Below are 23,303 nucleotides of genomic sequence, written 5' to 3' on the forward strand. Positions count from 1 at the left end.
GTCATGACCTACCCGCCCGGTCCGTCCGGTAGTCCCGGATACCCGCCCGCACACCAGCCGACCACCCAGTTCTCCGCGCCGACACAGCAGTTCGGCAAGCCGGGTGAACCTTCCTCGACACCGGACGGCGCCAGCAGGCTGCCCGCTTATCTGACCGCCGCCGTGGCCGCGCTCGGCCTTGCGGTGTATCTGGCGAGTTTCGGTCCGCTCTTCACCATCGCCGCCTCCGACTTCCCCGGGCTGGTCGACGTCAGCGGTGGCTCCTTCGGCCTGGTGCTGGCTGTGGCGGCGGCGGTGTTGGCCGGACTGCTCGCCGGTGTCGGCCTGCTGCCCAAGCAGACGGTCGCGACATCGCTGGTGACGGTCCTGTCGGTGCTCGCGTTCCTGCTCGTCATCGCCGAAGTCATCAACAAGCCCAGTGTCGCCGCCATCGACTGGGGGCTGTACCTGGTCATCGCGTTAACGGTGCTGCAGGCGATCGTCGCGGTGGCGGTGCTGCTGTTCGAGACCGGCATTGTCAGCGCGCCCGTCCCGCGCCCCAAGTACGACCAGAGCTACGGGCAGTACGGCGGTCCCGGTGGCCCCTACTACGGCCAGCAGTACGGCGGCCCGCAGCAGCAGCACCAACGTCCGGGCTATCCCACGCCGTACGGCGGATATCCCAGCGGTCCGTCGACCGGCGGCTTCGCCAGCCCGCAACCCGGCGCACAGCAGGGCGCCCAGCAGGGCCCCCAGCACGGTTCGCAGCCGGGTTCACAGCCCGGCGGCCAAAGCGGGCCGCCCACCCCGCCGACCGGCTTCCCGACGTACGGTCAGCCGCCGACGAACTCCGACCAGACGACACAGGCTTCGACGCAGCCGTCGTCCTCCTCGCAGTCGGGGCCGCCGCCGTCGTAGTCTGAGCCGCGCGTGCGTCAACTTCGCGCACGCGTGAGCAGGTGCGAGGAGCGGCCAACCAGTGGACAACCGACCGGTCGGCGCGCGCCAAGCGCGTGAGCTGCTTCGGGTCGCGTTCGGGCCGTCGATCGTCGCGCTCGTCATCATCGCCGCGGTGGTGTTGATCCAGCTGGTCATCGCGAACAGCGAGATGACCGGCGCGTTCGGCGCGATCGCCAGCATGTGGCTGGGCGTGCACCTGGTGCCGGTGTCGATCGGCGGCGCGGAACTCGGCGTGATGCCGCTGCTGCCGACGCTGGCGATGGCCTGGGGAACCGCCCGCACGACGGCCGCCGCCACCGCACCGCAGAGTTCGTGGTTCGTGACCCGGTGGGTGGTGGGATCCGCGTTGGGCGGACCGCTGCTGGTCGCGGCGATCTCGCTGGCCATCATCCACGACGCCGCCTCGGTGCTCACCGATCTGCAGACCCCCAACGCCCTGCGCGCGTTCGGCAGCGTGCTGGCGGTGCACGCGATCGGCGCCGCCGTGGGCGTCGGGTCCCGTCTGGGTCGACGGCTGTTGACCGCGTCACCGCTGCCCGCGTGGCTGCCCGACGCGATTCGTGCCGCCAGCGCCGGTGTGCTCGCCCTGATCGGGTTGTCCGGCGTCGTGGCGGCGGGGTCGCTGATCGTGCACTGGTCGACCATGCACGACCTATTCGGGATCACCGATTCGGTGTTCGGGCAGCTCAGCCTGACCGCGCTGTCGATCCTCTACATCCCGAACGTGCTTGTGGGCACCGCGGCCGTCACCGTCGGCTCCAGCGCCCACATCGGGCTGGCCACCTTCAGTTCGTTCACCGTGTTTGGCGGCGACATCCCCGCGCTGCCGGTGCTGGCCGCGGTACCGAACCCGCCGCTGGGTCCGGTGTGGGTGGCGTTGCTGATCGTGGCGGCGGTATCGGGGGTGGCCATCGGCCAGCAGTGTGCGCGACGCCCGCTGCCGTTGTTGCCCGCGCTGCTCAAGCTGGCCGTCGCCGCGGCGCTCGCGGCGGCGACGATGGCGCTGCTCGGCCACGCCGGTGGCGGTCGGCTCGGCAACTTCGGCGACGTCGGCGTCGACCAGACCACCTTCGGGCCAGCAGTGTTCCTGTGGTTCGCGGGCATCGGCGGGCTGACGGTGGCGATGTCCGGCGGCATCGCCCGTCGGCCCCGACCGCCCAAACCCGAACCCAAACCCGAACCCGAAGCCGAGCCGGAACCCGGACCCGAGCAGGAACCCGAAGCCGAGCCCGAGGCCGAGACTGAGCCGCCGGCCGACGTCGAAGCCGAAGCCGAACCCGAACCGCTGGCCGAACCGTTGGCCGACGTCGACGACGACGCACCGGCCGAGCCGGCGCCGCCCCTCGACCCCGAGGAACACTTCGTCGTCGACGACGACGTTTCGCCCGATACCACCGCAGACCGCCCCCGCAACGGTGACCATTAGGCTCGCAGGCGTGCAGGAACCGCTTCGTGTGCCGCCCAGCGCACCGGCGCGGGTGGTGGTGCTGGCCTCGGGCACCGGGTCGCTGCTGGCCTCCCTGCTCGCGGCCGCGGTCGGCGACTATCCGGCCCGGGTGGTCGCGGTCGGCGCAGACCGTGAATGCACCGCGCTGCAGATCGCCGCGTCGTGGTCGGTGCCGACCTTCACTGTCGCGCTTCGCGATCACCCCGACCGCGCCGCCTGGGACGCCGCGCTCACAAAAGCCACCGCCGCATACGAGGCTGACCTCGTTGTGTCGGCCGGGTTTATGAAAATCCTTGGCCCCCAATTTCTTTTCCGCTTCCCCGGCCGGGTGCTCAACACCCACCCGGCGCTGCTGCCGGCCTTTCCCGGCGCACAGGCAGTGCGCGATGCGCTCGCCTACGGCGTCAAGATCACCGGCTGCACCGTGCATCTGGTCGACGCGGGCACCGACACCGGGCCGGTGCTGGCGCAGGAGGCGGTCCGGATTCTCGACGACGACGACGAAGCCACCCTGCACGAGCGCATCAAGGTCGTGGAGCGACGACTGCTCGTGGAAGTTCTGGACGCGTTCGCAACCCGCGGCGTGACCTGGATCGGACGAAAGGCGACCCTGGGATGAGCGATAAACGGCCGATTCGGCGCGCGTTGGTCAGCGTGTACGACAAGACCGGCCTTGCCGATCTGGCCCGCGGACTCCACGACGCGGGAGTCGCCATCGTCTCGACCGGATCGACCGCCAAAACCATTGCCGACGCCGGTGTTCCGGTTACGCCGGTGGAGGAGGTGACCGGTTTTCCCGAGGTGCTCGACGGCCGGGTCAAAACCCTGCACCCGCACGTGCACGCCGGTTTGCTGGCCGATCAGCGCAAACCCGAACATGTTTCGGCGCTGGCCGAACTCGGAGTCGCCGCATTCGAACTCGTCGTGGTGAACCTGTATCCGTTCACCGAGACCGTCGCCTCCGGTGCGGGCATCGACGAGTGCGTCGAACAGATCGACATCGGCGGACCCTCCATGGTCCGCGCCGCCGCCAAGAACCATCCCAGCGTCGCCGTCGCCGTCGACCCGCTGGGCTACGACGGGGTGCTCGCCGCCGTGCGCGCAGGAGGATTCACCCTCGATGAACGAAAGAAGCTGGCGGCGTTGGCGTTTCGGCACACCGCCGAGTACGACGTCGCGGTGGCGTCGTGGATGGGCTCGGTGCTGGCGCCCGAGGGCGGGCCGGCGTCCACGGCGCTGCCGCAGTGGCTGGGTGCGACGTGGCGTCGTGAGGCCGTGCTGCGCTACGGCGAGAACCCGCACCAGCAGGCGGCGCTGTACCGCGACGACGCGGCGTGGCCCGGGCTGGCGCAGGCCGAACAACTGCACGGCAAGGAGATGTCCTACAACAACTACACCGACGCCGACGCGGCCTGGCGCGCGGCGTTCGACCACGAGGACATCTGCGTCGCAATCATCAAGCACGCCAACCCGTGTGGCATCGCCGTCTCGTCGGTCTCGGTGGCCGACGCGCACCGCAAGGCCCACGAATGCGATCCGCTGTCGGCGTTCGGCGGGGTGATCGCCGCCAACACCACGGTCAGCGTCGAGATGGCCGAAACCGTCGCCGACATCTTCACCGAGGTGATCATCGCGCCCGCCTACGAACCGGGCGCGGTGGAAGTGCTCACCCGCAAGAAGAACATCCGGGTGCTGGTCGCCTCCGAACCGCAACCGGGCGGTGCGGAGTTCCGGCAGCTCAGCGGCGGCCTGCTGGTGCAGCAGCGCGACGCGTTCACCGCGCCCGGCGACGACCCCGTCAACTGGGAACTCGCGACCGGCTCACCGGCGGACCCCGCGACGCTGGCCGATCTGAAGTTCGCCTGGCGGGTGTGTCGGGCGGTGAAGTCCAACGCGATCGTCGTGGCCGCCGACGGCGCCACCGTCGGGGTGGGCATGGGTCAAGTCAACCGGGTCGACGCCGCGCGGCTGGCGGTGCAGCGCGCCGGGGAGCGGGTGCGCGGCGCCGTCGCGGCCTCCGATGCGTTCTTCCCGTTCCCCGACGGGCTCCAGACGCTCATCGACGGCGGGGTGACGGCCGTCGTCCACCCCGGCGGATCGGTACGCGACGATCAGGTCACCGAGGCCGCCACCAAGGCAGGCATCACGCTCTACCTCACCGGCGCCCGGCATTTCGCGCACTGAGATCGCTGGTGCCGCGAGCGTGCGCAAACTCGCATCTCGTCGCGGCGTGTCGGCCTCCGACGCGCACGGTCGCGCAGTTGCGTAACTTGGAGGAGTGACTCAACCACGTGATCTGCCCCGTACCGTCGGCGAGCTGAGAGCCTCCGGCCATCGCGAGCGGGGCGTGAAGCAGGAAATCCGGGACAACTTGCTGGCCGCCCTCAGCGAGGGCCGCGATCCATGGCCGGGCATCCTCGGTTTCGAGGACACCGTGATCCCGCAGCTCGAGCGGGCCCTGATCGCTGGTCACGACGTCGTGTTGCTCGGTGAACGCGGCCAGGGTAAGACGCGGCTGCTGCGCGCGCTGATCGGTCTGCTCGACGAGTGGACGCCGATTATCGACGGCTCCGAACTCGGTGAGCACCCGTACAGCCCGATCACCCCCGAATCGATCCGGCGCACCTCCGACTCGGGCGACGACCTGCCCATCGTGTGGCGGCACCGCAGCGAGCGCTACACCGAGAAGCTGGCCACCCCCGACACCAGCGTCGCCGACCTGGTCGGCGACATCGACCCGATCAAGGTGGCCGAAGGCCGCAGCCTCGGCGACCCCGAGACCATCGCCTACGGGCTGATCCCGCGCGCCCACCGCGGCGTCGTCGCCATCAATGAACTGCCCGACCTCGCCGAGCGCATCCAGGTCGCGATGCTCAACGTGATGGAAGAGCGCGACATCCAGGTGCGCGGATACACCCTGCGGCTGCCGCTCGACGTGCTCGTGGTGGCCAGCGCCAACCCCGAGGACTACACCAACCGGGGCCGCATCATCACCCCGCTGAAGGACCGGTTCGGCGCCGAGATCCGCACCCACTACCCGCTGGAACTCGATGCCGAGGTCGGCGTCATCAAGCAGGAAGCGCAGCTTTCGGCCGAGGTGCCCGAGTACCTGCTCGCGGTGCTGGCCCGGTTCGCCCGCTACCTGCGCGAGTCGCGGTCGATCGATCAGCGGTCGGGGGTCTCGGCGCGGTTCGCGATCGCGGCCGCCGAAACCGTCGCCGCGGCCGCGCGGCACCGCTCGGCCGTGCTGGGCGAAGAGAATCCGGTGGCGCGCGTCGTCGACCTAGGCACCGTGACCGACGTGCTGCGCGGCAAGCTCGAGTTCGAGACCGGTGAAGAGGGCCGCGAGCAGGCGGTGCTCGAGCACCTGCTGCGCCGCGCCACCGCCGACACCGCGCAGCGGCTCCTGGGCGGCATCGACGTCGGCCCGCTGGTGGTGGCCATCGAGAACGGCTCAGCGGTCACCACGGGCGAACGGGTGTCGGCGCGCGAGGTGCTGGCGGCCGTGCCCGAAGTGCCGGCGATCGCCGAGGTCCAGAAGCGGCTCGAGGCCACGACCGACGGGCAACGCGCCGCCGCGGTCGAGTTGGCGCTGGAGGCGCTGTATCTGGCCAAGCGCATCGACAAGGAATCCGGCGAAGGCGAAACTGTCTATGGTTAAACGGACCTCGCGCTATTCGCGGTACACCGGCGGACCCGATCCGCTGGCACCGCCCGTCGACCTGCGCGAGGCGCTCGAACAGATCGGCCAGGACGTCATGGAGGGCAGCTCGCCCCGCCGTGCGCTGGCCGAGATGCTGCGCCGCGGCACCCAGAACATGCGCGGCGCCGACAAGCTGGCCGCCGAGGCCAACCGTCGTCGTCGAGAACTGTTGCAGCGCAATAATCTCGACGGCACACTGCAGCAGATCAAAAAGCTTCTCGACGACGCGGTGCTGGCCGAGCGCAAGGAACTGGCTCGCGCGCTCGACGACGACGCGCGCTTTCAGGAGATGCGCATCGAGAACCTGCCGTCGTCGCCGGCCAAGGCCGTCCAGGAACTCGGCGACTACCAGTGGCGCAGTCCGGAGGCGCGCGAATCCTACGAGCAGATCAAGGATCTGCTGGGCCGCGAAATGCTCGACCAGCGGTTCGCCGGGATGAAGCAGGCGTTGGAGAACGCCACCGACGAGGACCGTCAACGAGTCAACGAGATGCTCGACGACCTCAACGACCTGCTCGACAAGCACTCAAAAGGACAGGACTCCCCAGAAGATTTTCAAAACTTCATGGACAAGCATGGCGAGTTCTTTCCCGAGAACCCGCGCAACGTCGAGGAGTTGCTGGACTCGTTGGCCCAGCGGGCGGCCGCCGCGCAGCGGTTCCGCAACAGCCTCTCGGATGAACAGCGCGCGGAGCTGGATGCGTTGGCGCAGCAGGCGTTCGGTTCGCCCTCGCTGATGAACGCGCTCAACCGGCTCGACGGCCACCTGCAGGCCGCGCGGCCAGGAGAGGACTGGACCGGCTCGTCACAGTTCTCCGGCGACAACCCGCTCGGAATGGGTGAAGGCGCTCAGGCGCTCGGCGACATCGCCGAACTCGAACAGCTCGCCGAGGCGCTGTCGCAGAGCTACGCGGGCGCCACGATGGAAGATGTCGACCTGGACATGCTGGCCCGCCAGCTCGGCGAGGATGCGGCCGTCGACGCGCGCACGCTGGCCGAACTCGAGCGAGCGTTGATGGATCAGGGCTTTCTGGACCGCGGCGCCGACGGGCAGTGGCGGTTGTCACCCAAGGCCATGCGTCAGCTCGGCCAGGCGGCGTTACGTGATGTGGCACAGCAGCTTTCGGGTCGTCACGGTGAGCGGGAGACCCGGCGCGCCGGTGCGGCCGGTGAGCTCACCGGAGCGACACGACCCTGGTCGTTCGGCGATACCGAGCCGTGGAACGTCACCCGCACCCTCACCAACGCGGTGCTGCGCCAGGCCGGCTCGGGGACTGCGGCGCTGCCGCTGAACATCACCGTCGACGATGTCGAGATCTCCGAGACCGAGACCCGCACGCAGGCGGCCGTCGCGCTGCTGGTGGACACCTCGTTCTCGATGGTGATGGAGAACCGGTGGCTGCCGATGAAACGCACGGCGCTGGCGCTCAGCCATCTGGTCAGCACCCGATTCCGTTCGGATGCGTTGTCGATCATCGCGTTCGGCCGCTACGCGCGCACCGTGTCCACCGCGGAACTCACCGGCCTCGAGGGCGTCTACGAACAGGGCACCAACCTGCACCACGCGCTGGCCCTGGCGGCCCGGCACCTGCGCCGCCATCCCAACGCGCAACCGGTGGTGCTGGTGGTCACCGACGGTGAGCCGACCGCGCACCTGGAAGACTTCGGCGACGGCGACGGCACCGCGGTGTTCTTTGATTACCCGCCGCATCCGCGCACCATCGCCCACACCGTCAAGGCCTTCGACGACGTGGCCAACTTGGGTGCGCAGGTGACGATCTTCCGGCTGGGCACTGACCCCGGCCTGGCCCGGTTCATCGACCAGGTGGCACGTCGGGTGGAGGGACGCGTGGTGGAGCCGGACCTCGACGGGTTGGGCGCCGCGGTCGTCGGCGACTATCTGCGCTCCCGGCGCCGCCGCTAGCCCCGCTCGCCGGTGCGTCGAGGCCGACGCAATGGCTGCTTTTCCGGGTTTCGAACCACCATATCGTCGGTTTCGCGCAGCAAGAGTCAGGCGGGTTTGCGCTTCTTGCGCTTGACGCCGACATTGCCGAACAACGAGAAACCGCGGATGCGCACACACGGCGCGCCGGTGGAGCCCTCGCCGCTGACGGCGTGCTCGAAGCGGCCCATCACCCCGACACCGCGCAGGTCGACGTTGACCTCGGGCGGCACCAGGATCGTCTGCCCGCCGAAGACCGAGTAGGAGTGGATCTCCACCTCCGGTGAGGTGAAGTCGGCGTAGCGCAGGTCCACCATGCCGCCGCCGAAGAGTGCGACCGTCGTCATCCGCTCGGGAACGTTCCACCGGCCGCGGCGTTCGAAGCCGCTCATGATTGCCAGCAGCATCGTCGAAGGGGCAGGCCGGCACGGGCCGCCGGTGCGGCCGCGGCTGAACGCGCCCGGCAGATCGGCCGACAATCGGTCGAGTTCGTCGTACGTCTGCGCCGCGTATGCCTTGGCCAGCCGATCTTCGTATTCGCTCAGCTGCAGCCGCCCGTGCGCGGCGGCGTCCGTCAGCAACTGTGCTACCTGAATCCGATCGGTGTCAGCAGCACGCATGGAACCGTTCCGCGACGCTGGGGTACTCATCGAATACGAGCCTACGACGAACGCTGGCACATGCAAGGTACTTGTCCAAACTGTGCCCCCACCGCCGTTGGCGAAGCATGTAGATGGTCAAACTTTATGCCTTCTGGGTCAGGTATTCAGCGAAGCCGACGGTGCCCGCCGGGTTGTCCGGCACGAGGTTGGCGCCTGCGCGGACAGCGGCGGCGATGCGGCCCGGCACCGGCAGCGCCACCGCTCCGCGACGGCTGCCGCGCGCCGCGAGGTAAATCCGCCCCAGCTCTGCGTGGGTGTGCACGGTGGGGCCGCCGATGTCGGGGGCCCGGCCGGCCGGCTCGGCGTCGACCAACTCGACGAGGCGCGCGGCAACGTCGTGGGTGTCGATCGGCTGGAACCGCACCCCGCGCAGCGCGCACAGCACGGGGAAGAACCGCTGGATCGCGAACGTGGCGCGGATGAGGTCGTGAAACTGTGTGGCGCGCAGCACGGTGTGGCCGACGCCCGACGTCTCCAGGACCTGTTCGACGCGCAGTTTGGTCCGGTAGTACGGCAGCGGGATGCGGTCGATGCCCACGATCGACACGTGCACGATGTGTCCGACCCCGGCGCGGCGTGCCGCCGCCACCAGGTTTTCCGTCGAGGTGACGTCCTTGCCGCCGGTGGGTTGTGTCGCGCAGTTGACCACCACGTCGATCCCGTCCAGCGCCGCGTCCAGGCCCGTGCCGCTGTGCAGGTCGCCCTGGGCCCAGTGCACTCCGGTGTAGCCGACCCGGTTCTTGCGGCTGAGCGCTCTCACCTGATGCCCGGCGTCGACGGCTTCGGGGACCACACAGTGCCCCAGCGTGCCGGTGGCTCCGGTGACGAGAACGCTGTGCGCCATCAGCTCACCCAGGCCGGTGGCCGCTTCTGCAGGAACGCCATCATGCCTTCGCGGGCCTCCTCGGAGACGAACAGCTCGGCGGATTGTTTGGTCAGCTCGTCGGCGTGGCGGTCGAACCCATCCAGTATGCGCGCCGTCGTCAAGGCCTTGGCGGCCGCAAGCCCCTGGGGCGATCCCTTGCCGATGGCGGCGGCCAGCTCGGCCACGGTGGCGTCGACGTCGTCGGCGGCGAGGGTGACCAGTCCGATCTCCGCGGCTTGGCGGGCGCCGAACTTCTCCCCGGTCAGGAAGTACCGGCCGGCGGAGCGGGCGGTCATCTTGGGCAGCAGGGTCAGCGAGATGATCGACGGGGCGACGCCGATGCGCGCCTCGGTCAGCGCGAACGTGCTCGTCGGTCCGGCCACCGCGATATCGCAGGCGCCGACCAGACCGAGCCCACCCGCGCGGACGTGCCCGTCGACCGCGCCGATGACGGGTATCGGCAACTCGAGGATGCGGCGCAGCAACCGGGTCGCCTCACGCGCGCGGTCGACGGCGACATCGCTGGGGTCGCGGCCTGCCGCCTCTCCTAAATCGGCTCCCGCACAGAAGGTTCCGCCGGTATGGCCGAGTACGACGACCCGTGCCGCGGGTTCGGCGACGGCGTCGGTCAGGCCCTGGTGCAGTTGGTTCACCAGCTCGGTGGACAGCGCGTTGCGGTTCTCCGGGGAGTCCAGCGTGAGCCGTGCGACCGGACCGTCGACGCGGTAGCGGACCAGGGTGCTCATCAGTACGACCTCGGCAGGCCCAGCGAGGTCTGCGCGACGAAGTTGAGCACCATCTCCCGGCTGACCGGGGCGATGCGCGCCAGCTTCGACGCGGTCACCGCCGCGGCGATGCCGTACTCCTTGGTCAACCCGTTGCCGCCCAACGATTGGACGGACTGGTCGACCGCGCGCACCGACGCCTCACCCGCGGCGTACTTGGCCATGTTCGCGGCTTCGGCGGCGCCGGCGTCATCGCCGCTGTCGTAGAGCGCGGCGGCCTTCTGCATCATCAGCTTGGCCAGCTCGATCTCGATGTGGTTCTGCGCCAACGGATGTGACAGACCCTGGTGCGCACCGATCGGCGTCTTCCACACTTGGCGGGTTTTGACGTAGTCGACGGCCTTGGTGATCGCGAAGCGGCCCATGCCGACCGCGCTGGCCGCGCCCATGATCCGCTCCGGGTTCAGCCCCGCGAACAGCTGCGCGATCGCCGCGTCCTCGGATCCGACCAGCGCGTCGGACGGCAACCGCACGTCGTCGAGGAACACCTGGAACTGGCTCTCGGGGCTGATCAGCTCCATCTCGATCTTGGTCGCGCTCAACCCTTTCGCATCGGTGGGCACGATGAACAGCGCCGGCCGGAGGTTCCCGGTTTTGGCCTCTTCGGTGCGGCCCACGACCAGCACGGCCTGCGCCTGGTCGATGCCGGAGATGAACACCTTTTGTCCGGACAGGATCCAGTCGGAGCCGTCGCGGCGGGCCGTGGTGGTGATGCGGTGGCTGTTGGACCCGGCGTCGGGTTCGGTGATCGCGAAGGCCATCGTGATCGAGCCGTCCGCCAGGCCGGTCAGCCACCGCTGCTTCTGGTCGTCGGTGCCGAACTTGGAGATGATCGTGCCGTTGATCGCCGGTGACACCACCATCATCAGCAGCGCCGAACCGGCGGCGGCCATCTCCTCCATCACCAGCGACAGCTCGTACATGCCGGCGCCGCCGCCGCCGTACTCCTCGGGCAGGTTCACCCCGAGGAATCCGAGTTTGCCTGCCTCCTGCCATAATTCGGTGGTGTGCTCACCGGCGCGGGCCTTCTCCAGGTAGTAGTCCTGGCCGTAGTTGGCCGCCATCGCGGCGACGGCCTGGCGTAGCGCCTGCTGCTCCTCGGTCTCGACGAAGCTGCTCATCAGGAATCTCCTTCTTCGGTGTCCACCCGGGCAAGCACGGTGCCGACTTCGACCTGCTGGCCGGGTTCGACGTTGAGTTCGGCGAGCACACCGGCGGCGGGGGCGGTCACGGTGTGCTCCATCTTCATCGCCTCGAGCCACACCAGCGGCTGCCTTGAGCTGACCCGGTCGCCGACCGCTGCGCCGATGCGCAGCACCGAGCCCGGCATGGGGGCCAGCAGCGAACCGTGCGCGACGGCGGCGTCCGGATCCGGGAACTGTGACAGCGCAACCAGCTGCACCGGCCCCAGGGGTGAGTCGACGAACACGTCATCGCGGTAGCGGGCGACGTCGAACGGGCGATCCACCCCGTCCACCCGCAGCACGACACGTTGCGGTGTGCTGGACACCATAGTCACCCCGGCCACGTCGGGCAGCTCCACCCCGGCGCGGGTGAACCGGTACCGCACCTCGTGTTCAGCGCCCGCGGCATCGCCGTAGCGTTTGGTCTGGAATCCTGAAGCCAAGTTGCGCCACCCGCTGGGTACGGCGGCGAACACCGGTGCGTCAGCACGGTTTTGCGCGGCATCGGCGAACGCGGCAGCGACAGCGCTCAAGGTGACGACCCGGTCGTCGCTCAGCGGCGCCGCCAACGCGGCCAGGCCGTGCGCCTCGAAGAACGCGGTGTCGGTGGCGCCGTCGAGGAACGCTGGATGCCGCAACACGTTGACCAGCAGGTCGCGGTTGGTGCGCACGCCGTGGATGCGGGCGCGGGCCAACGCGTCGGCGAGCGCACCGGCAGCCCGGCTACGGGTCTGGGCGTAGGAGATCACTTTGGCCAGCATCGGGTCGTAGTAGATGGAAACCGTTGATCCGTCTACGATCCCGGAGTCCACGCGGACGTTGCCGGGAATCTCGAAGCGGTGCACCGTGCCGGCCTGGGGCTGCCAACCCTTGGCCGGGTCCTCGGCGTAGAGGCGGGCCTCGATCGAGTAGCCGCGCGACGGCGGCGGCTCGGGGTCGAGGTGGCCACCGTCGGCGATCTGCATTTGCAGCTCGACGAGATCCAGTCCCGTGGTGAGCTCGGTGACCGGATGTTCTACCTGCAGCCGGGTGTTCATTTCGAGGAAGAAGAACTCACCCGACCCGTCGGCCATGAACTCGACGGTGCCCGCACCGGTGTAGTCGATGGCCCGTGCCGCCAGCCGTGCGGCGTCGAACAGCTTGGCGCGCATCCCGGGGATGCGCTCGACGAGCGGCGACGGCGCCTCTTCGACGATCTTCTGGTGCCTGCGCTGGATCGAGCATTCGCGTTCGCCGACGGCCCACACGGTGCCGTGACCGTCGGCGAGCACCTGCACCTCGACGTGATGACCGGTGGCCAGGTAGCGCTCGCAGAACACCGTCGGATCACCGAAGGCCGACTGCGCTTCTCGCCGCGCGGCCTCGACCTGGTCGGCCAGCTCAGCGAGGTCGCGGACCACCCGCATACCCCGGCCGCCGCCACCCGCAGACGCCTTGATCAGCACCGGCAGCTGATCGGCCGTGACCGTCTCGGGATCGAGTTCGGCCAGCACCGGCACACCGGCGGCGGCCATCAACTTCTTCGCCTCGATCTTGGAGCCCATGGCGGCCACCGCCGCGACCGGCGGGCCGATCCACGTCAACCCCGCGTCCTGCACCGCAGCGGCGAATTCGGCGTTCTCCGAGAGGAATCCGTAGCCGGGATGTACGGCGTCGGCGTCCGCGGCCCGGGCCGCCGCGATCAGCTGGGCGGCGTCGAGGTATCCGCGGGTGCCTTCGAGGCGCACACGGGCGTCGGCCTCGGCCACATGCGGTGACCCGGCGTCGGGGTCGGTGTAGACGGCGACGGTGCCGATGCCCAGGCGCCGGCAGGTGGCGAACACCCGGCGGGCGATCTCGCCGCGGTTGGCGACCAGTACGCGGGTGATCATTCGCCCCCTCCTCCGGCGATTTCGGTGCGCAAACCTGCGCTCACCGCTGCTAACCGCACCGAAATCACCATCATGCTCACATCCGGAAGACGCCGAAGTTCGACGTCCCCTCGATCGGGCCATTGGCGATGGCGGACAGACACATTCCCAACACAGTGCGGGTGTCGCGCGGATCGATCACCCCGTCGTCATAGAGGCGCCCGCTCAAAAACATCGGCAGCGACTCGGCCTCGATCTGGGCTTCCACCGCGGCGCGCAGGGCCGCATCGGCGTCCTCGTCGAACTGCTGGCCGCGGGCCTCGGCGGCGGCGCGGCTGACGATCGAAAGCACGCCAGCCAGCTGTGTGCCGCCCATCACCGCAGACTTCGCGCTGGGCCAGGCGAACAGGAAGCGCGGGTCGTAGGCGCGGCCGCACATGCCGTAGTGGCCCGCGCCGTAGGAGGCGCCGATCAGCAGGGAGATGTGCGGGACGGTCGAGTTCGAGACGGCGTTGATCATCATCGACCCGTGTTTGATCATCCCGCCTTCTTCGTAGGCTTTGCCGACCATGTACCCGGTGGTGTTGTGCAGGAACAACAGTGGGGTGTCGGAGCGATTGGCCAGCTGGATGAACTGGGTGGCCTTCTGGGACTCCGCGGAGAACAGCACCCCGCGGTGGTTTGCCAGGATGCCGATCGGATATCCGTGCAGCGTCGCCCATCCGGTCACCAGCGACGAGCCGTAGGACGCCTTGAACTCGTCGAAGTCCGAGCCGTCGACGATGCGGGCGATCACCTCGCGCGGGTCGAACGGCACCCGCAGATCAGGAGGCACGATGCCGACGAGTTCGTCTGCGTCGTACAGCGGTTCGGTGACCGGTGCGGGTGCATGGCCGTGCTTGCGCCAGTTCAACCGGGCCACGATGCGGCGCCCGATCCGGACCGCGTCCCGTTCGTCGACGGCGAAATAGTCCGCTAAACCGGATGTGCGAGCGTGCATTTCGGCGCCGCCCAGGGATTCGTCGTCGGATTCCTCGCCGGTGGCCATCTTGACCAGCGGTGGCCCGGCCAGAAACACCTTCGAGCGTTCCTTGATCATCACCACGTGGTCCGACATCCCGGGTATGTACGCGCCGCCGGCGGTGGAGTTGCCGAACACCAGCGCGATCGTCGGGATGCCGGCGGCCGAGAGCCGGGTGAGGTCGCGAAACATCTGCCCGCCCGGGATGAAGATCTCCTTCTGGGTGGGCAGATCGGCGCCGCCGGACTCCACCAGCGAGATGAGCGGCAACCGGTTCTCCAAGGCAATCTGGTTGGCCCGCAACACCTTCTTCAGCGTCCACGGATTGCTGGTGCCGCCCTTGACCGTCGGGTCGTTGGCCACGAGCATGCACTCGACCCCGCTCACCGCGCCGATTCCGACGACCACGCTGGCGCCGACCGTGAATTCGCTGCCGTATGCCGCCAGCGGGCTCAGCTCCAGAAACGGTGAATCCGGGTCGACAAGCAACTCGATGCGCTCACGGGCGGTCATCTTGCCGCGCTGGTGGTGGCGCGCGACGTACTTCTCGCCGCCGCCGGCCAGCGCCTTGGTGTGCTCGGCGTCGAGCTCGGCCAGTTTGTCGGCCATCGCGGCGGCGGCCTCGCGGTAGCCCTTCGAATTGGTGTCGAGGGTCGACTTCAACGCCGTCATGACTGGTACCCCAACGTCTTGGCGGCCAGCGCGGTGAGGATTTCGGTGGTGCCCCCGCCGATTCCGAGGATGCGCATATCGCGGTACTGGCGTTCGACCTCGGATTCGGCCATATAGCCCATGCCGCCGAACAATTGCACCGCCTGGTTGGCGACCCATTCGCCGGCCTCCACGGCGGTGTTCTTGGCGAAGCACACCTCGGCGATCAGGTTCGTCTCGCCCGAAAGCTGCCGCTCCACGACGTGGTGGGTGTACACCCGCGCCACGTCGATGCGACGTGCCATCTCCGCCAACGTGTTCTGCACCTGCTGGCGGGAGATCAGCGGTCTGCCGAACGTCTCGCGGTCGCGGCACCACTGCACGGTCAGGTCGAGGCACCGTTGCGCGCTGGCGTAGGCCTGCGCGGCCAGCCCGACGCGTTCGGCGACGAACGCCCCGGCGATCTGCAGGAAGCCGGAGTTCTCGGCGCCGACGAGGTTCGTGGCGGGCACCCGCACATCGGTGTAGGACAGCTCGGCGGTGTCCGAGGACCGCCAGCCCATCTTGTCGAGTTTGCGGGTCACCTCGAAGCCCGGTGTGCCCTTGTCGACGACGATCAGCGAAACCCCGGCCGCACCAGGCCCGCCCGTGCGTACCGCGGTGACGACGTAGTCTGCCCGCACCCCGGAGGTGATGTAGGTCTTGGCGCCGTTGATGAGGTAGTCATCGCCGTCACGCTCAGCGCGGGTGGTCAGATGTCCGACGTCGGAGCCGCCGCCGGGTTCGGTGATCGCGAGGCTGCCGATCAGCTCGCCGGCAAGTGTGGGCCGCACGTAGGTGTCGACCAACCGCTGATCGTTGGATGCGATCATGTGCGGCACCGAGATTCCGCAGGTGAACAGCGATGCGAACACACCGCCGGGACAACCCGCCTGGTGCATCTCCTCGCAGATGATCACCGCGTCTGCGCCGTCGCCGCCGCCTCCACCGACGGCTTCGGAAAACCCGGCGCCCAGCAGGCCGGCCTCACCGGCTGCGCGGTGCAGGTCGCGGGGCAGCTCGCCGCTGTGCTCCCACTCGTCGATGTGTGGCAGGATCTCGCGTTCGGCGAACGCGCGCACCGACTTTCGCAGCTGGTCGCGTTCGGGGGTGTGCCAGATGCTCACGCCAACAGCTCCTCGGGTATGTCGACACTGCGGCTGCGCAGCCATTCCCCAAGGCCTTTGGCCTGTGGGTCGAAGCGCGCCTGATACGCCACGCCCTCGCCGAGGATGTCGTCGATGACGAAGTTGACCGCGCGCAGATTGGGCAGCACATGCCTGGTGACGGGCAATTCGGCGGTCTCCGGCAACAATTCACGCAGCTTGTCCACGGTCAAAGTGTGCACCAGCCAACGCCACTGCGGACCGGTCCGCACCCACACGCCCACGTTGGCGCTGCCACCTTTGTCGCCGCTGCGGGCCCCGGCGATCGTGCCGAGCGGCACCCGCCGGGTTTTCCCGGACGGCAACGGCTCGGGCAGGGCCGGCGGCGCGACGGGCGCCAACTCCACAACCTCGGTGGCCGGCGCGATGGCGACACGGGTGCCGTCGGCGTGCACGGCGACGTGCGGCACCTCCTTGGCCGGGACGTATGCCGGCCGAAACACCCCGTAGACCTGACCGTCGCCCGGCGGGCTGGTGGCGTGAAAGCCCGGATAACTCGACAACGCGAGTTCGACGGCGGCCGAAGAGAATTTACGTCCGACGTTGGCGGGATCCGGATCGCGCACCACGCAGCGCAGCAGTGCGCTGGCGGTTTCCTCGGTGTCGGCGTCCGGCTGGTCAGTGCGCGCCAGGGTCCACTGCATCTGCGCGGGTTTGACCGTGATGCTGCTCTCCAGCTGCCTGCGCACCAGCTCGGCCTTGGCCTCGATATCGAGCCCGGTCAGCACCAACGTCATCTCGTTGCGGAATCCGCCGATGCTGTTGAGCGACACCTTCAGCGTCGGCGGCGGCGGCTCACCACGAACCCCGCTGATGCGCACCCGGTCGGGGCCCTCGGAGGACAGCTCGACGGTGTCGACCCGAAGCGTCGCATCCGGGTTGGCGTATCGCGCGCCGCTGATCTCGTAGAGAAACTGCGCGGTGACGGTGTCGACGGTGACCGCGCCGCCGGTGCCCGGGTGTTTGGTGATGACCGACGACCCGTCGGGATCGATCTCGGCGAGCGGAAAGCCCGGGCGCACCAGGTCCGGGATTTCGGTGAAGAACGCGTAGTTGCCGCCGGTGGCCTGCGCGCCGCACTCGATCACATGGCCCGCGGCGATCGCCCCGGCCAGCCGGTCGTAGTCGGTGCGCTTCCACCCGTGGTGGGCGGCGGCAGGCCCGACGATCACCGACGCGTCGGTCACCCGGCCGGTGACGACGACGTCGGCGCCGGCGTTCAGGCACTCGACGATGCCCCACGCTCCGAGGTAGGCGTTGGCGGCCAGCACCGACTCTGTGCCTGATGTCGCCGCCGACGCGACTCCGAAGCCGAGTTCGTCGGCCCGGGACAGCAGGTCGTCGCCCTCGACATGTCCGACGTTCACCGTCAACCCCAGCCGTTCGGCGAGCCCGCGCACCGCGTCGGCCAGGCCCGCCGGGTTGAGCCCGCCCGCGTTGGCGACGATGCGCACGCCCCGGTCCAGCGCCAGGCCCAGACAGTCCTCGAGTTGCTTGACGAACGTCTTGGCGTAGCCGCGATCGGGCGCCTTGGCACGGTCGCGGGCCAGGATCAACATGGTCAGCTCGGCCAGGTAGTCGCCGGTGAGGTAGTCCAGATCGCCGCCGGTGAGCATCTCGCGCATCGCCGAGAGCCGATCGCCGTAGAACCCGGAGCAGTTGCCGATGCGGACCGGACCAGTCACCAGGCCTCCCATCGCGTCACCGGCACGCCGTGCCGACCAACCGGTAGGTTAGCGAGTACCAGCGGTATCGCGTCAAGGCACTCCGCAATTTTGGAGGCTACGCAGCGTGGGGGCTATCCTGAAGGGCAATTGTCGACGCCGGGCTTGCCGGCGGCGCAAGTTGGATTTCCGGCCCGGCCGGTGACCCCCTCACGAGGAGACTTCGATCATGGCTGTGCCCAAGCGCAGAGTGTCGCGCGCAAACACCCGTAGCCGTCGCTCGCAGTGGAAGGCCAAGCGCCCCGAACTGGTCAGCGTCACGGTTTCGGGCCGCGAACACAAGGTGCCCCGGCGGCTGCTCAAAGCTGCTCGGCTCGGCTTGATCGACCTCGACCGCAGGTAGTTGTTCCGGCGCGCCTCTCAGGTCACTCTCAGATAGGGAGATGACACTGTGGCTGTGCGCATACTTGTCGTCGACGACGATCGCGCGGTGCGCGAATCCCTGCGCCGCTCGCTATCGTTCAACGGATACTCGGTCGAGCTGGCTCAAGACGGTGTCGAAGCCCTCGAACTGATCACCAACAACCGGCCCGACGCGCTGGTGCTGGACGTGATGATGCCGCGCCTCGACGGCCTCGAGGTGTGCCGTCAGCTGCGCAGCACCGGCGACGATCTGCCGATCCTGGTGTTGACCGCGCGCGACTCGGTATCGGAGCGGGTGGCCGGACTCGACGCCGGCGCCGACGACTACCTGCCCAAACCATTCGCCCTCGAGGAGTTGCTCGCCCGCATGCGTGCCTTGCTGCGGCGCACCTCCTCCGACGATGGCGAAGACTCGCCCGCGTTGACGTTCTCGGACCTGTCGCTGGACCCAGCCACCCGCGAGGTCACCCGCGGGCAGCGCGAGATCAGCCTGACGCGCACCGAGTTCGCGTTGCTGGAGATGCTCATCGCGAACCCGCGCCGGGTCCTGACCCGCAGCCGCATCCTCGAGGAAGTGTGGGGCTTCGACTTCCCGACGTCCGGCAACGCCCTCGAGGTGTATGTCGGATACCTCCGCCGCAAAACAGAGGCCGAAGGAGAGCCGCGACTGATCCACACCGTGCGCGGGGTGGGTTATGTGTTGCGCGAGACCCCGCCCTGATGTCCGCCCCGAACTACGGATTTCGGCCTCCGCCGGAGGTGCCGACCACCAAATCCGTATCCCTGCGCTGGCGGGTGATGTTGCTCGCCATGTCGATGGTCGCGATGGTGGTGGTGTTGATGGCCGTCGCGGTCTGGGCGGTGGTCTCCCGGGCGCTCTACGACGACGTCGACAACCAACTGCGCAGCCGGGCCCGGCTGTTGATCGAAAGCGGCTCGCTGCAAGTCGATCCGAGCAAGGCGATCGAGGGCACCGCCTACTCCGACGTGAACGCGATGCTGGTGATCCCCGGCCGGGCCATTTACACCGCCAACCAACGCGGTGAGACGCTGCCGCTCGGCGAGCCCGAGAAGGCGGTGCTGCGGGGCGACTTGATCATGTCCTTGCGCACCGCCAACCACCAGCGGGTGCTGGCGATGCGGCTGTCCAACGACAGCTCGTTGCTGATTTCCAAGAGCATGGCGCCCACCGCGCAGGTGCTCAAACGGTTGGGCACGGTGTTGTCGATCGTCGGCGGCATCGGCGTGGTGGTGGCCGCCATGGCCGGCGGCGCGGTCGCCCGCGCGGGTCTGCGCCCGGTGGCGCGGCTGACCGAGGCCGCCGAACGGGTGGCCCGCACCGACGACCTACGGCCGATCCCGGTCATCGGAAGCGACGAACTGGCCAGGCTCACCGAAGCTTTCAACATGATGCTGCGCGCCCTCGCTGAGTCGCGGGACCAGCAGGCCCGGTTGGTCACCGACGCCGGACACGAACTGCGCACACCGCTGACGTCGCTGCGCACGAACGTGGAACTGCTGATGGCGTCGATGGAGCCGGGCGCGCCACGGTTACCTGACGAAGAGATGGCCGGGCTGCGCGCGGACGTGATCGCCCAGATTCAGGAATTGTCCACGCTGGTAGGCGATCTGGTGGACCTGACCCGCGACGACGCAGGCGTGGTCATCCACGAACCGGTCGACATGACCGAGATCATCGACCGTTCCCTTGAGCGAGTTCGCCGCCGACGCAACGATATTGAGTTCGACGTGGACGTCGCACCGTGGCAGGTATACGGGGACGGCGCCGGTCTGGGCCGCGCAGTACTCAACCTTCTCGACAACGCAGCGAAATGGAGCCCGCCCGACGGACGTGTCGGGGTGCGGATGTCTCAGATCGATCCGGTGCATGCCGAGTTGGTGGTGTCCGACGAGGGTCCGGGGATTCCGCCGCAGGAACGGCAATTGGTATTCGAGCGGTTCTTCCGGTCGGCGCAGGCACGTGCAATGCCAGGTTCGGGGCTGGGGTTGGCGATCGTCAAGCAGATTGTCGTCAAACACGGCGGCACACTGTGGGTAGCGGACGCCGTGCCCGGCGGGCAGCCGCCGGGCACCGCCATGCACGTCGTCTTGCCCGGCAGCCCCGTGGCGGTGACCGACACGCCGCGCTGACGTCGGCGTGGCCCGGCCCGATGTCGCCGATGATTAGTGGGCGCATCCAGGGGAAAACAACTCAGAGCATGTCCCGAAGGTTCTCTAAGTGGATTCTCAGCCCACTTGGGCACGTTGGACGTGGTTTGACCGTTGTCCTAACGACGCACGTACGCCGACTGGCAGAAAGAAGAGCACCGCAGCGCTATGACAAACCACCCGAGGTATTCGTCGCCGCCACCGCAGCCGGGTCGTCGGCCCGGCGGCCATGAGAACGCGGTGCCGGGGTACCCCGGTGCGCAGCGACCAGGCCACTATCAGCAGCCATACGACTGGCGCTATGCGACCCAGCAGCAGCAACAGCAGCAGCATGCGCCGTTCCGCGCGCCCCACGACCCCTACCGGGGCGCACCGCAGCCGATGGCCGGTGGTCCGTCGGGGCCATCTGCCCAAAAGCCCTCGCGCGCAGGTGTTTTGACCGTGGGTGCACTTGCGCTGGCGATGGTCTCTGCCGGTGTCGGCGGCGGCGTCGCATTGCTGGCGCAACCGGACCGCCCGGCGGCGACGTCGTCGGTGACGGGTGCGGCGCCCACGATGCCCGCCGCCAGCCTGCCCGCCGGCTCGGTGGAACAGGTCGCGGCGAAGGTGGTGCCCAGCGTCGTCAAGTTGGAGGTCAACCTCGGCCGCCAGTCCGAGGAGGGCTCAGGGATCGTCTTGTCGCCAGACGGGCTGATCCTGACCAACAACCACGTCATCTCGGCCGCTGCCGGAGCAAGGCCCCGCGGCGGTCCCGCCGATGCGGTGACCAAGGTGACGTTCTCCGACGGCCAGACCACGTCGTTCAGCGTCATCGGAACCGATCCGAGCAGCGATATCGCCGTCGTACGCGCCGAGGGTGCGTCCGGACTGACACCCATCACGATCGGGTCCTCGGCGGACCTGCGGGTAGGCCAGGACGTGGTGGCGATCGGGTCACCGCTCGGTCTCGAGGGCACGGTGACAACCGGCATCATCAGCGCGCTGAACCGGCCCGTCGCCGCCGGCGGCGACGTACGCAACCAGAACACCGTGCTCGACGCGATCCAGACCGACGCGGCCATCAACCCGGGCAACTCCGGCGGCGCGTTGGTCAACATGAACGGTGAGCTGGTCGGCGTGAACTCGGCGATCGCCACCATGGGCGGTGACGCCGGACCGCAGGCAGCCAGCGGGTCGATCGGGCTCGGCTTCGCCATCCCGGTGGACCAGGCAAAGCGCATCGCCGACGAGTTGATCAAGAACGGTTCGGCCTCGCACGCCTCGCTCGGTGTGCAGGTCACCAGCGACGCCACCGTCGACGGTGCCCGTATCGTCGAGGTCACCGCGGGCGGGGCGGCGGCAGCGGCCGGGCTGCCGAGCGGGGTCGTGGTCACCAGGGTCGACGCCCGGGTCATCAACAGCGCCGACGCGCTGGTCGCCGCCGTGCGTTCCAAGGCGCCGGGTGAACAGGTGACGCTGACGTATCTGGACGGCTCGGGTAAGCCGCAGACGGTGCAGGTCACGCTAGGCAAGGCGCAACAGTGATGACCACGACTAACACGGGGACTAACACGGGGACTAACACGGGGCCGGGCGGCGGCACCCTGAGAGTGGCCGCGCCGATGTCGCTACCCGCATATACGGTTGCACTCATGGAACAGCCAGGTGAGTTGGTGGGTCGTGCGCTGATCGTCGTCGTCGACGACCGCACCGCACACGGCGACGAAGAGGACCACAGCGGTCCGCTGGTAACCGAGCTGCTCGGTGAGGCCGGTTTCGTCGTCGACGGCGTTGTCGTGGTGTCCGCCGACGAGGTCGAGATCCGCAACGCGTTGAACACGGCGGTGATCGGTGGAGTCGACCTGGTGGTGTCGGTCGGTGGCACCGGAGTCACGCCGCGCGACGTCACGCCCGAAGCGACCCGCGAAATTCTGGACCGCGAACTTCTCGGCATCTCCGAAGCGCTGCGCGCCTCGGGGTTGTCGGCGGGCATCGTCGAAGCCGGGGTGTCGCGCGGGCTCGCGGGAGTCTCCGGCAGCACGCTGGTGGTCAACATCGCCGGCTCCCGGGCAGCGGTTCGCGACGGTATGGCAACGCTGAGCCCGCTGGCGATCCAGATCATCAGCCAGCTCTCCAGCCTGGAGATTTAACGTAGCCGTCAAGCTGACGGGCGACTAATGTGATCTCTATCACAGGGGAGAACCTCGATGGGTGATGCCCCCAAACCCCCGCGCGGGGCGATCGACAAGATCTTCGGCGACGCTCTGCCGTCGAGGGAAACGGACGAGGACGACGTTTCCGCCAGGGCCGAAGACGCTGCACGTGAGCGTTGGTTGCGGCGAAACGTGCCTCCCCACCACGAGTGATCAGTAATCTCGAGCCCAGCCACCGATCGGTACCTGGTGGTCGCGGCGGCTAGCCGTCCCTTCGAGGGGGTACGGCCGGATCGGTCCGTGGGGGCCCTAAGCTAGGCACCGCGCGCCGGCAGCGATCGGTGGCGTATACGGCCAGGGCTAATCGGGGGCCAGTAACACGCGTCACAGTAGAAGCGATCACTGGTTGCCGGGGTAATCAACCGACCGTTATGTTCCTCCTGTTAAGGATGAGCACAACGTAAGAGCCGCGTGTGGGGTTTCTCATTTGCGTCGCATGAGGCTTCTGAGTCGTGTGTGGTTATGCGGTACGGCCAGGCATGAACGGGACGACGCACTACGGGCGGGGCCCGGCGTCGACACAGCTAGGGAGATCATGAGGGCAATCAGTCGGGTACTGGTCGTGTTGGTTACAGCCGTCGCATCTCTGTTTGTGAGTACC

General features: G+C 68.6%; 19 protein-coding genes. 11 read left to right on the plus strand and 8 right to left on the minus strand.

Annotated elements, in window-relative coordinates; genetic code table 11:
- Nucleotides 1–3: 3 nt before the first annotated feature.
- The 6 genes from ABQF13_RS16335 to ABQF13_RS16360 all read left to right on the plus strand — a co-directional run bounded on the left by ABQF13_RS16335 (nucleotide 4) and on the right by ABQF13_RS16360 (nucleotide 8,013).
- A complete protein-coding gene (locus ABQF13_RS16335) occupies nucleotides 4–897 on the plus strand; it encodes a DUF5336 domain-containing protein (RefSeq protein WP_448393809.1) in 894 nt (297 codons plus the stop codon).
- 61 nt (nucleotides 898–958) lie between these two features.
- On the plus strand, nucleotides 959–2,365 hold the full coding sequence (locus ABQF13_RS16340; protein WP_448393810.1) for a cell division protein PerM: 1,407 nt from the start codon (nucleotides 959–961) through the stop codon (nucleotides 2,363–2,365).
- A 10-nt stretch (nucleotides 2,366–2,375) separates the two neighbouring features.
- Entirely contained in the window at nucleotides 2,376–3,005 is a 630-nt protein-coding gene (gene purN / locus ABQF13_RS16345) for a phosphoribosylglycinamide formyltransferase (protein WP_448393811.1), read from the plus strand.
- Nucleotides 3,002–4,570 carry a bifunctional phosphoribosylaminoimidazolecarboxamide formyltransferase/IMP cyclohydrolase gene (purH, locus tag ABQF13_RS16350; protein ID WP_448393812.1) on the plus strand — a complete coding sequence of 523 codons (1,569 nt, stop codon included), beginning with the start codon at nucleotides 3,002–3,004 and terminating at the stop codon, nucleotides 4,568–4,570. The genes purN and purH overlap by 4 nt, the downstream gene beginning before the upstream one ends.
- A 94-nt stretch (nucleotides 4,571–4,664) precedes the next feature.
- Nucleotides 4,665–6,047 carry a sigma 54-interacting transcriptional regulator gene (locus tag ABQF13_RS16355; protein ID WP_448393813.1) on the plus strand — a complete coding sequence of 461 codons (1,383 nt, stop codon included), beginning with the start codon at nucleotides 4,665–4,667 and terminating at the stop codon, nucleotides 6,045–6,047.
- Complete coding sequence (locus tag ABQF13_RS16360; RefSeq protein WP_448393814.1) at nucleotides 6,040–8,013, plus strand: vWA domain-containing protein; 1,974 nt, start codon at nucleotides 6,040–6,042, stop codon at nucleotides 8,011–8,013. The genes ABQF13_RS16355 and ABQF13_RS16360 overlap by 8 nt, the downstream gene beginning before the upstream one ends.
- 86 nt (nucleotides 8,014–8,099) lie before the next feature.
- Here the strand turns inward: ABQF13_RS16360 and ABQF13_RS16365 are convergent, their stop codons facing one another.
- The 8 genes from ABQF13_RS16365 to ABQF13_RS16400 all read right to left on the minus strand — a co-directional run bounded on the left by ABQF13_RS16365 (nucleotide 8,100) and on the right by ABQF13_RS16400 (nucleotide 17,939).
- The gene (locus tag ABQF13_RS16365; protein WP_448393815.1) at nucleotides 8,100–8,681 is read right to left on the minus strand and encodes a DUF1707 SHOCT-like domain-containing protein; all 582 of its coding nucleotides are present in this window, start codon (nucleotides 8,679–8,681) and stop codon (nucleotides 8,100–8,102) included.
- Nucleotides 8,682–8,775: 94 nt separating this feature from the next.
- Nucleotides 8,776–9,537: an SDR family oxidoreductase gene (locus tag ABQF13_RS16370; protein WP_448393816.1), complete on the minus strand. Its 762-nt coding sequence runs from the start codon at nucleotides 9,535–9,537 to the stop codon at nucleotides 8,776–8,778.
- Nucleotides 9,537–10,304, minus strand: a complete 768-nt coding sequence (locus ABQF13_RS16375) for an enoyl-CoA hydratase family protein (RefSeq protein ID WP_448393817.1) — start codon at nucleotides 10,302–10,304, stop codon at nucleotides 9,537–9,539. The genes ABQF13_RS16370 and ABQF13_RS16375 overlap by 1 nt, the downstream gene beginning before the upstream one ends.
- Nucleotides 10,304–11,464, minus strand: a complete 1,161-nt coding sequence (locus ABQF13_RS16380) for an acyl-CoA dehydrogenase family protein (protein ID WP_448393818.1) — start codon at nucleotides 11,462–11,464, stop codon at nucleotides 10,304–10,306. The genes ABQF13_RS16375 and ABQF13_RS16380 overlap by 1 nt, the downstream gene beginning before the upstream one ends.
- Nucleotides 11,464–13,398: an acetyl/propionyl/methylcrotonyl-CoA carboxylase subunit alpha gene (locus ABQF13_RS16385; RefSeq protein ID WP_448393819.1), complete on the minus strand. Its 1,935-nt coding sequence runs from the start codon at nucleotides 13,396–13,398 to the stop codon at nucleotides 11,464–11,466. Before ABQF13_RS16385 ends, ABQF13_RS16380 begins: the two co-directional genes overlap by 1 nt.
- A 76-nt stretch (nucleotides 13,399–13,474) precedes the next feature.
- Nucleotides 13,475–15,070, minus strand: coding sequence for an acyl-CoA carboxylase subunit beta (locus tag ABQF13_RS16390; RefSeq protein ID WP_448393820.1), 1,596 nt, complete (start codon nucleotides 15,068–15,070; stop codon nucleotides 13,475–13,477).
- A complete protein-coding gene (locus ABQF13_RS16395) occupies nucleotides 15,067–16,215 on the minus strand; it encodes an acyl-CoA dehydrogenase family protein (RefSeq protein WP_448393821.1) in 1,149 nt (382 codons plus the stop codon). The genes ABQF13_RS16390 and ABQF13_RS16395 overlap by 4 nt, the downstream gene beginning before the upstream one ends.
- Complete coding sequence (locus tag ABQF13_RS16400) at nucleotides 16,212–17,939, minus strand: acyclic terpene utilization AtuA family protein (protein ID WP_448393822.1); 1,728 nt, start codon at nucleotides 17,937–17,939, stop codon at nucleotides 16,212–16,214. Before ABQF13_RS16400 ends, ABQF13_RS16395 begins: the two co-directional genes overlap by 4 nt.
- 208 nt (nucleotides 17,940–18,147) lie before the next feature.
- Here ABQF13_RS16400 and rpmF point away from each other — a divergent pair, with 208 nt between their 5' ends.
- The 5 genes from rpmF to ABQF13_RS16425 all read left to right on the plus strand — a co-directional run bounded on the left by rpmF (nucleotide 18,148) and on the right by ABQF13_RS16425 (nucleotide 22,639).
- A complete protein-coding gene (rpmF, locus tag ABQF13_RS16405) occupies nucleotides 18,148–18,321 on the plus strand; it encodes a 50S ribosomal protein L32 (RefSeq protein WP_448393823.1) in 174 nt (57 codons plus the stop codon).
- A gap of 54 nt (nucleotides 18,322–18,375) precedes the next feature.
- A complete protein-coding gene (locus ABQF13_RS16410) occupies nucleotides 18,376–19,062 on the plus strand; it encodes a response regulator transcription factor (RefSeq protein WP_448393838.1) in 687 nt (228 codons plus the stop codon).
- A complete protein-coding gene (locus tag ABQF13_RS16415) occupies nucleotides 19,062–20,492 on the plus strand; it encodes a HAMP domain-containing sensor histidine kinase (RefSeq protein WP_448393824.1) in 1,431 nt (476 codons plus the stop codon). Before ABQF13_RS16410 ends, ABQF13_RS16415 begins: the two co-directional genes overlap by 1 nt.
- A 186-nt stretch (nucleotides 20,493–20,678) precedes the next feature.
- Entirely contained in the window at nucleotides 20,679–22,034 is a 1,356-nt protein-coding gene (locus ABQF13_RS16420; protein ID WP_448393825.1) for a S1C family serine protease, read from the plus strand.
- 59 nt (nucleotides 22,035–22,093) lie between these two features.
- The gene (locus tag ABQF13_RS16425) at nucleotides 22,094–22,639 is read left to right on the plus strand and encodes a MogA/MoaB family molybdenum cofactor biosynthesis protein (protein ID WP_448393839.1); all 546 of its coding nucleotides are present in this window, start codon (nucleotides 22,094–22,096) and stop codon (nucleotides 22,637–22,639) included.
- Nucleotides 22,640–23,303: the final 664 nt, after the last annotated feature.

The organism is Mycolicibacterium sp. XJ879 (assembly GCF_053483935.1).